Genomic DNA, 8,371 nt, shown 5'->3' on the forward strand with positions numbered 1-8,371 from the left:
AGGAGCGGGCCGGGGGCCACGCGCAGCGAGATGACGGGCAGCAGGTCGGCGACCCGGTGCGGGCGGTGGGCGGCGATGCCCGGCGGGGCCGGGGCCAGGGGGACCAGGACGTCCGTCGGCGCGAGCATCCCGCCGGCGGGATCGGCCTCCGTGTCGCCGTGCAGCCAGAGGGTGAGCATGTACAGCTCCGGGATGGACAGCAGCCGGGCCTGGCAGGCGGTGGGCGACCCCTCCGCCTGCCGGAGGGCCAGCTCGGTCGAGGCGAGGTAGGGCCCCTCGAAGAAGTGCGAGAAGGCCCAGCCGTCGGGCGTGAGCACGGTGTCCGCCGCGGCGACCGCGCGGCCCTCGCTCCGGATCAGGAAACGCCAGGCCGCGAGGCGTGTCAGAGGTGCTGTCCTGGTGGGCGCGATCCGGTCCAGCACATGCACGGGAAGCGGTAGTTCGGGGCTCAGCGGTCCCTGGACGGACCGGAGAGCGGATGTTCGGGCCTCGCGGACGGCGGTGGGAGAACCGAGGGCCGTGAGAACACTGCGCAGGGCGGGCGCGGGAGCCGGGGGAACATGCAGCGGCATAGTGGGTCGCCTCTCACTTCGGAGACACGGTGGCGCTTGGGCGGGTGCAGACGGCGCTGTCGGCATGTGGGCCGGAGACGGCCGGTGACGGGCGAGTCGTATCAACTCTCTGCCTCGTTGAGCGGAGTTTATATGACGCGTGTTCACACAGTGTTTCCGCTAGCAGTCGTAGATATGTCGCACAAGGCGTCATCCGGCCTTCGAATTGCGGTATTGCTGGCGTTTTGAGATGCCGTCGACGTCGCCGACCTGGCACCCTTCCGGCGGAGCGGTAGGCCGAAACTCGTCGATGTTTCCCCCGTGCATACTCCGGCCGAAAATGCGAGGAGCCACTTGCCACGGGAATGTGCCGCAGGTCTCCTTCAATCAGACTATCGGGTATCGGAGGCCCGTGGGGGCGTTACGGATCACTCCGACTGGGCATTATCGATCGTGATGCGAGCGGCCTGGGCCGCGGGCCGCCCACTGGAGGAGGGACCCCTCGATGGGGGAGAAGGTCGTGGCGGAAGCCTTTGACCTGTCCGATCGACAGGCCTACCGCGCCAAGCTCAACCAGTGCCTGGAGGGGCTGGGCAGACTTCTGGCGGAGCGGAGGTTCGACCGTCCGCGGAACCTGATGGGGCTGGAGATAGAGCTGAATCTCGCGGGTTCCGACGGGATGCCCCGGATGATGAATCAGCAGGTGCTCCAGCGCATCGCGAGCCGGGATTTCCAGACCGAACTGGGGATGTTCAATCTCGAAGTGAATATCGTCCCGCACCGCCTCGGCGGCCGGGTTTTCGATCAGCTCGCGGAGGAGTTGCGGACCGGCCTCGCCTATGCGCACCGCAAGGCGGGGGAGGTGGACGCGGGGATCGTGATGATCGGAATCCTCCCCACCCTGGGGGAGCACGACGTGGTGTCCGCGAATCTCTCGGACGTGGACCGTTACACCCTGCTCAACGATCAAATGGCGGCTGCCCGGGGGGAGGATTTCCTCCTGGATATCGAAGGCGTCGAGCGGCTGGTCTGTACCTCGCCCTCGATCGCCCCGGAATCGGCCTGCACCTCGGTACAGCTGCACCTCCAGGTGACGCCCGCCCGGTTCGCCGACGTGTGGAACGCCGCCCAGGCGATCACCGGCGTCCAGATCGCGCTGGGCGCCAACGCCCCCTTCCTCTTCGGCAAGGAGCTCTGGCGGGAGTCCCGGCCGCCCCTGTTCCAGCAGGCCACCGACGTACGGCCGCCGGAGCTGGCCAACCAGGGCGTGCGCCCCAGGACCTGGTTCGGGGAGCGCTGGATCGGCTCCGCCCAGGAGCTCTTCGAGGAGAACCTGCGCTACTTCCCGCCGCTGCTGCCGATCTGCGACGACGAGGACCCCCTGAAGGTGCTGGACGAGGGTGGGGTGCCCGACCTGGCCGAGCTGGTGCTGCACAACGGCACCGTCTACCGCTGGAACCGTCCGGTGTACGGGATCGCCGACGGCGTTCCTCATCTGCGGGTGGAGAACCGGGTGCTGCCCGCCGGGCCGACGGTCACCGATGTGATCGCCAACGCCGCCTTCTACTACGGGCTCGTACGGGCGCTCGCCGAGGAGTCCCGGCCGGTGTGGAGCAGGCTGCCGTTCGAGGCCGCCGAGGAGAATTTCACCGAGGCCTGCCGGCACGGCATCGAGGCCGAGCTGCTCTGGCCGCGGTCGGGTCGCTCCGGCGGGCTGGCCAGGATCCCCGCCGTACGGCTGGTGCTGGAGGAGCTGCTGCCGCTGGCCGCCGCGGGGCTGGACGCCTGGCACATCGAACCCGCCGACCGGGACCGCTATCTCGGGGTGATCGAGGAGCGCTGCAAGCGGCGCGTCAACGGGGCCTCCTGGCAGGTGGCCACGTACCGCCGGGCCCTGGACGCCGGGCTGGGGCGGGACGCGGCGCTCGCGGCCACCACCCGCCGCTATGCCGAGCTGATGCACGCGGGGGAGCCGGTCCACACCTGGCCGGTGGGCTTCCCGGCGCCCTGATGAGGCCCCCGGGAAGCCGGCGCGGGTGACAGGCCCGGCTCCGGCTCCCGGGCGGTCACTCCTGTGCGGTGAGTCCGTTCTGCCCGGCCGCCATGATGGCCTGGAGGATCACCGCCTGGATCTCGGCCGGGTCGCTCACCTCGTAGCCGTCGCCGCCGGTGACCCGCGCGATCTCGGCGACCTCGTCGCGGTCCGCGTCCGGGCCCACCGCGATCGCGATGACCGGGACCGGGCGCTCCGGGTCGCGGAGCGCCTTGAGCTCCGCGATGAGCCCGCTCCGCGAGATGGTCCGCTCGTCCTGGTTGGAGCCGTCGGTGAGGATCACCAGGGCGTTGAACTTGCCCTTCCGATACGTCGACCGGGCTTCCTTGTACGAGGCCAGCGTCGTGTCGTACAGCCCGGTCGCGCCGCCGGGCACCGGCCGCAGCCCCGCGAAGGCGGCCGTGAGCTCCTCCCGGTGGGTCCCGCCGCCCTTGACCGGGTCGCCGAGCCGCTTCGTCGGCATGAGCCGCCGGTAGTCCTTGTCGCCGTCCAGCGTGGTGGCGAACTCCCACAGCCCGATCTCGTCGTTCGGGGTGAACTGACCCAGCGCCTGGATCAGCGACTCCTTGGTGACGTCCATCCGCGACTGGCTCCGGCCCGGGACCGGCGTCGCCATGGAGCCCGAGGCGTCGACCACCGTGGTCAGCCGGGCGCTCTGCACGGTGATCGTCCACATCCCGAGCGTCTCCTGGAGTTCCTTCGCCGACGGCGCCTCGGCGGCCGGTGCGGCGTACGGCTGGGGCTTCCTTCCTCCGGCCGCGGCGACGAGGGAGTCCTCCGCGCTCCCGTCACCGGCCCGGAACCCGTGCTCGGCGAAGGCCGCCCGGGCGTCCCGGTCACCCAGCAGAGTCATGAAGCGCAGGGCCGCGCGGGACTCCGCGACGCTGAGCTCCGCCTCGTTGACCAGGGTGTACGGGTAGTCCAGCAGCGGAGTGCCGTCCTGCGGGTAGAAGAGGTCCAGCTTGCCCTCGCCGGTCGCCTCCGCGTTGTGCGCGAAGGCCGCCTGCTCGGAGATCAGGACCGCCTGGTTCCGCTTGGGATTGCCCTCCTCCGCTCCGGACGTGCTCCGCGCCAGGGTCTCCAGCACCTGGGCGTCGCCGTCCGACATCCGCTCGGCGAGCGCCTTCGCGGTCTGGGCGACCCGGGTGTCGCTGTCCCCGCCCTGCGGCGCCGACGAGGCGCCGATGCCGACGAGCGCCAGCAGTCCGGTGGCGCTGCGCGCCGGGTCCGCCGTGCCGAGGCGCACCCGGTCGGAGCCGAGCGCCGCGACCAACCCGGACCAGGAGTAGGTCTTCTCGGGCCAGCCGAGCTTCCGGGAGGCCGACGGCACCATGGCCGGCGTCACGGGGGAGGAGGCCACCGAGTCGGACGGGGAGACGGGAATTCCCTCGCCCAGCCCCTTGGCTCGCTCCAGCCACAGTTCGGAGTCGGGCAGCCAGACCTGGAAGTCGGGCTTCTCGTCCCCCGCGGCGAGGGATTCGGCGACCTTGTGCGAATCGCGGGCCAGCACCTCCACGACAAGACAGCGGCCGTCGGTTCTCATCTCGTCCGCGGGCGCCCGTTCGGCTATGGAGCGCACGGCGGGGGCGATGTCCGGGGAGGCCACCACGGACAGCCGTACGGCGGACTCCTCGCAGGACCGGGAGAACGACAGCAGGCCGACCTTGGCCGCCACGGCCGTCCCGGTCGCCACGGTGAGGACGAGCAGGGTGGCGATGGCGACCGTACGACGCCGTCGCCGGGGGCTCGGGTGGTCCCGGCGTCCTTCCGCCGCGTGGCTGTCGGGCAAGCTATGACGTCCCATGTCGGTGGTGCCCCTCGTTGAGGATGAAACAAGGAAAAGGGGGACCGCACCATCAGCGATGGTGGTCGTCCCCCGGCCTGTCGCGCATGATCTTCGTACCTCTATTCGAGACCCTAGTGCGGTGGTCGGTGGGATGAGACGTGATTGCAGAACAAAAGGCAGGTGTACAGGTGGAGGCCGGGCGCGTGGCTGATTCTTTTCCCCAAGAGGCCGTGTCACGAAGGATCTTGCGGTCCGAGGTGCTGCTGGTTCTGGCGCTCTCGCTGGGCGCCAGCGCGGTGTCCTCCCTTATCAGTTTTGTCGGATCGCTGACGAAACCAGGGGGTTTGAAGGACCAGGCGGCGACGCTCAACGGCTCGTACGCTCCGGACCGTCCATGGCTTGATCTGTCATGGCAAATGTTCGGAATCGCAACGGCTCTGGTGCCGGTGGCGCTGGTCGCGCACCTGCTGATCCGGGAAGGAGCGGGGCTGCGGACCATCGGATTCGACGTGGCGAAACCCTGGTTCGACCTCGGCCGCGGAACCCTCGTCGCGGCCGGCATCGGCAGCGCCGGGCTCGCCTTCTACCTGGTGGCCCGCGCCACCGGATTCAACCTGACGGTCGTTCCCGAGTCCCTGCCCGAGGTCTGGTGGAAGTTCCCCGTACTGATCCTCTCGGCGATCCAGAACTCCGTGGTGGAGGAGGTCATCGTCGTCGGCTATCTGCTGCGCAGACTCGGACAGTTGGGCTGGACGCCGATGGCCGCGCTGGTGGCCAGCTCCGTGCTGCGCGGGTCGTACCACCTGTATCAGGGGATCGGCGGCTTCATCGGCAACGTGGTGATGGGCATCGTGTTCGTGCTGCTCTACCGACGCTGGGGCCGGGTGGGCCCGCTGGTCGTCGCGCACGCGCTCCTGGACATCGGGGCGTTCGTCGGATACGCCCTGCTCGCGGGCCGGGTCGACTGGCTGCCGACGCCCTGAGCGCGGTGCCGTCGAGGGCGTCACGGGGTGCGCCGGAGAGCCGGCGCACCCCGACGGCCGTCAGAGCGTGGTGAGCAGTTCGCCGTCGATCACCGTGACCGCCGTGCCGGTCAGCAGGGTGCGCTCGCCGCGCAGCCCGGTACGGACCAGCCCCGAGCGGGCGGACGCCTGGAGGCCGGTGAGATCGTCGCGGCCCAGGCGGGCCGACCAGAAGGGGGCCAGCGCGGTGTGGGCACTGCCGGTGACCGGGTCCTCGTCGATGCCGACGCCCGGGAAGAAGCCGCGCGAGACGTAGTCGTACCCCCGGGCGGGGTCCTCGGCGGCGGCGGTGGCGATGACACCGCGCCGGGAGTGGGCCGCCAGCGCGGCGAAGTCCGGGGCCAGCGCCCGTACGGCCGCCTCGTCGCGGAGCTCGACGAGCAGGTCCCCGATGTGCTCACCGGTGTCGTGCACCGAGACGGGGTCCGCCCCGAGGGCGTCGGCGAGGCCGTACGGCACCGGCTCCTCGGTCAGCGGGGAGGTCGGGAAGTCGAGGGTGAGAGTGCCGTCCTGCCGGGCGGTCGCGGTCAGGATCCCGCAGCGCGCGGCGAAGCGCACCGGGCCCGTGGCCCGACCCGTGGTGTGCAGGACGTGGGCGGTGGCGAGCGTCGCGTGCCCGCACATGTCCACCTCGGTGGCCGGAGTGAACCAGCGCAGCGCCCAGTCGGCCGTGCCTCCCTGCGGCAGCGGGTGGGCGAAGGCCGTCTCGGAGAGGTTGACCTCGGCGGCGATCTCCTGCAGACGTGCGTCGGCCGGGAACGTACCGCTGTCCAGCAGGAGCACGCCGGCGGGGTTTCCGGAGAAGGGGCGGTCGGTGAAAGCGTCGACGATGCGAATCCTCATGGGACGACCGTAGAGCGCCGGGGCGGAGGCGGGCCAAGGCCAATTCCGGGTCGCCGGCCCCTGCCCGTCGTGCCGGAGCGGCCGCGCCCGGCGGCGGTTCCCGGCTCACCGATGACTCCCGGGGCCCCACGGAGTCATCAGAAGGAGAACGTACGCGTCCGGAGAAGGAGAACGTACGCGTCCAGCGCCGGAGCGTACGCGTCCAGTCACGGGAGAGAGTGGCATGCGCACCCTTGCGATCACGCAGAACATCACCGTCGACGGCTCCATCGAGATGATCACGGACTGGTTCGATCCCCAGGGGCAGGCGGGCGTGGACATGAGCGACGTCCTGGAGGAGAGCCACCGGCAGGACGACCGCGCCGACGCACTGCTCCTGGGTCGGCGGACGTTCGAGGACTTCCGCGGCTACTGGCCGCTGCGGACCGATGACTCCACCGGTATCGCCGCCTACCTCGATCAGGTCCCCAAATACGTCGTCTCCGGCACGCTCACCGACCCCGGGTGGCAGAACTCGACGGTGCTGACGGGCGACCCCGTCGAGGAGGTCCGCCGGCTCAAGGCCGAGGAGGGCGGCAAGGACATCGTCCTCACCGGCAGCATCACCCTGGCCCACGCGCTGATCGCGGCCGGATCGGTCGACGAGTACCGCCTCTTCGTCTACCCGGCCGTCCAGGGCCGCGGCCGGCGTCTCTTCCCCGAGGGGTACGAGGTCCCCCGGCTCCGGCTCCTGGAATCGAGGGCGTTCCGCAGTGGGATCACCCTGCAGCGGTACGCCCCTGCCTGACCCCGCCGGGAGTGCCTCACGCCCGCGGGTCCGGAAGCACCCGTCCCAGGCGAGCGAGCGGGGACACGGCCATCAGGACCGGCGACAGCATCATGCCCGCGGCCGACACCAGGAGGCCGGTGCGCAGCCCCCACCCCTGGGCCAGGAAGCCGCCGAGCAGCGAGCCGAGCGGGGTGAACCCCATCCCGACGAAGGTGATCGTCGCGGCCGCACGCCCCTGCATGCCGTCCGGCGTGACGGCCTGCCGCACCGACATGACCGTGACGTTCACCAGTTGGCCGAACGTCCCGAACACGAAGTTGACGGCAAGGAGCGCGAGGACCGTCGCGGTCGAGGAGCCGTGCAGCGCCGGTACGCACAGCAGCGCACCGTTGCCGAGCACCGCGGCGGACACGAGTACCGCGCCGTGGCCGAACCGGCCCGGCAGCCGTGCCGCCAGGACCGAGCCCAGGAGCGCGCCCGGACCGGTCGCCGCGAGGGCGAGGCCGATGGTGACGCCCGTCAGCCGCAGTTCGTGCGGGAGGAAGAGCAGATAGACGGTCATCGTGGCCGCGAAGGAGAGCTGGAAGGCGGCAGAGGCGAGGCACACGGCCCGCAGCAAGGCGTTCTCGGCGACGAAGCGAAGGCCTTCCCGGATCCGACGCAGGACGGGGGAAGCGCGCTGCGGTACCGGCGCCCCGCGCCCGGGTGCGGCTTCGGGGCGGCGGATCCGCCTCAAGGAAACGAACGACACCGCGAAGAACAGCGCTCCGGCGGCCGCGGCGACCGGGGCCGACAGCAGAGACACCAACGCGCCGCCGAGCGCGGGTCCGCCGATCTGCGCCGCCGACCGGCTGCCCTCCAACGCGCTGTTGCCCCGCACGAGTTGATCGCGCCGCACCATCCGTACGAGGGACGCCTGGTACGCCACGTCGAAGAGGACCGACAGCGCTCCGACGGTGAACGCCACCACGAACAGCGCGGGCAGGCCGAGCAGGCCGAGGAGCCCGGCCACGGCCGCCGCGCCCAGGGCCACAGCGCGGCCGGCGTCGGTGAGCACCATCACCGTGCGGGCCCGCCACCGGTCCACCCAGGCACCCGCGAGGAGTGAGAGCAGCAGGAACGGCGCCTGCCCCACGGCGCGGAGGGCGCCCAACTGGCCCGCGCCCGCGTCGAGCGTCAGGACGGCGAAGAGCGGCAGCACGACGAGCGTCGTGTGTTCGCCGAGCTGGGAGGCCGTCTGACCCGCCCAGAGCCTGCGGAAGTCGGCGTCCCGCCAGGGCCCCGACGGCACGGTCCCGCCGGAGTCCGGTACGCCGGAGGAAGGGGTGGGGGAGGAAGGAGAGGGGG

General features: G+C 71.2%; 7 protein-coding genes. 3 read left to right on the top strand and 4 right to left on the bottom strand.

The features are described 5' to 3' along the window. Positions 1 to 572 (bottom strand): hypothetical protein (locus HET64_RS33150; protein WP_215110859.1); only part of this gene is annotated, 572 nt, incomplete at its 3' end. Between the two features lie 484 nt (positions 573 to 1,056). Between HET64_RS33150 and HET64_RS33155 the strand changes: the two genes are divergently transcribed. Next, a complete protein-coding gene (locus HET64_RS33155; RefSeq protein WP_215110860.1) occupies positions 1,057 to 2,562 on the top strand; it encodes a glutamate--cysteine ligase in 1,506 nt (501 codons plus the stop codon). Between the two features lie 55 nt (positions 2,563 to 2,617). Here the strand turns inward: HET64_RS33155 and HET64_RS33160 are convergent, their stop codons facing one another. Next, the gene (locus tag HET64_RS33160) at positions 2,618 to 4,408 is read right to left on the bottom strand and encodes a substrate-binding and VWA domain-containing protein (RefSeq protein ID WP_215110861.1); all 1,791 of its coding nucleotides are present in this window, start codon (positions 4,406 to 4,408) and stop codon (positions 2,618 to 2,620) included. A gap of 185 nt (positions 4,409 to 4,593) precedes the next feature. On the opposite strand from HET64_RS33160, the gene HET64_RS33165 reads away from it, so the two are divergent. Further along, positions 4,594 to 5,373, top strand: a complete 780-nt coding sequence (locus HET64_RS33165) for a CPBP family intramembrane glutamic endopeptidase (RefSeq protein ID WP_215110864.1) — start codon at positions 4,594 to 4,596, stop codon at positions 5,371 to 5,373. Positions 5,374 to 5,433: 60 nt separating this feature from the next. Here HET64_RS33165 and HET64_RS33170 read toward each other — a convergent pair whose 3' ends face one another. Further along, positions 5,434 to 6,255, bottom strand: coding sequence for a PhzF family phenazine biosynthesis protein (locus HET64_RS33170; RefSeq protein ID WP_215110862.1), 822 nt, complete (start codon positions 6,253 to 6,255; stop codon positions 5,434 to 5,436). Between the two features lie 223 nt (positions 6,256 to 6,478). On the opposite strand from HET64_RS33170, the gene HET64_RS33175 reads away from it, so the two are divergent. Continuing rightward, a complete protein-coding gene (locus tag HET64_RS33175; RefSeq protein WP_215110863.1) occupies positions 6,479 to 7,042 on the top strand; it encodes a dihydrofolate reductase family protein in 564 nt (187 codons plus the stop codon). 16 nt (positions 7,043 to 7,058) lie between these two features. Here HET64_RS33175 and HET64_RS33180 read toward each other — a convergent pair. Next, the coding region (locus HET64_RS33180) for an MFS transporter (protein WP_251146223.1) at positions 7,059 to 8,371 on the bottom strand (1,313 nt) is incomplete at its 5' end.

Source organism: Streptomyces sp. McG3 (assembly GCF_018619185.1).
Classification (GTDB): domain Bacteria; phylum Actinomycetota; class Actinomycetes; order Streptomycetales; family Streptomycetaceae; genus Streptomyces.